This window comes from Rheinheimera sediminis, from assembly GCF_004005375.1.
GTDB lineage: Bacteria > Pseudomonadota > Gammaproteobacteria > Enterobacterales > Alteromonadaceae > Pararheinheimera.
The window spans coordinates 1-1073 of record NZ_RZUF01000073.1; the positions used below are offsets into that span (position 1 = coordinate 1).

Sequence of the window (1073 nt, forward strand, 5' to 3'; positions counted from 1 at the left end):
ATGTACTGTTTGCTGGTGCCTTCGGCTAACAGTTGACCACTGGGGCTGTAAACAAAGCGGGTTTGAGTACTGCCTACTTTTTTATAGACCCGCTGGCCCAATGCGTTGTATCTGTGCTGAGCCTGCGCTTTGCATCCGGTTATCTTTGTTGTAAACGTACTTCATCACTTATGACTTGGCTTCTGACCCGTCTGGCTGCCAGACCCTGCATACCTATAGCAAAATCATCCGGCAAATGGCGCTGTAGATGCGCTTATCTTCTGCACAAACTCATTAGTTATAGCCAGTGTCAATTGAACAATAGGGATAAGGTCCAAGACCTTACCCCTATCTCTGTTTTTTTAGTTTGGGTCGGTCTCATATTTTTTTTTCAACTCAATCCAGGAAAAATATGTTAAAAGACCTCCCCATGCAATTAGGAATGGAATCCAGAACCAGTGGTTAGACAGGAACACTGAACAATCAATAAACTGCTTTTCTCTGATACTCTTGTACGCGTATAGAGCGGACATGCCCAAAAAACAGCTTAATACTCCCACCAATGGTCCGTATATAAGTGTGAACTTGAGATGTCCCATTCGTCGTATATTTAGCCACTTTCGTTTATTCACCCAAACCTCCTGCTTCGGAACGCAGGCAAGTCGTCAGAGCATCGTTATACTGCCTGAGCACGTTGATTTCATTGGCTGAGTAATTTCCGTTCTGCCATTCTCCAAATGACCGTATCCCTTGATACCCAGTATACATCGCAGAACCGAGAACTGAAAAACCGGTCCCAACACCAGAGACTCTCCAAGAGTTCAACGCCAATCCTGTTCCAAGTGAGCCGCTTGCAGTTGCAACAAAGTTACTAGCAAAGAAATCAAAAGCGGCGTTAGGGTCAGGAGCAAAAACTGAATTCCATCTACCAAATCGATATACCTGATCAGTACCATTAACGCTCCGTCGCATGTTCCATTTATCACCATCAGGGGTATTGGCTTTGGCTTGGCTACTGCATTTACATAATCCAAAAATATCTATAAACGAAACAGGATTTCCCCCAACATACCCATAAGTATTCAACCCACCCG

Annotated in this window: 1 pseudogene; it reads right to left on the reverse strand. The window is 44.4% G+C overall.

The annotated features are described in order from the left end of the window. Positions 1-603: 603 nt before the first annotated feature. Positions 604-1073, reverse strand: a pseudogene (locus tag EMM73_RS20145) (hypothetical protein); the annotation flags it as partial.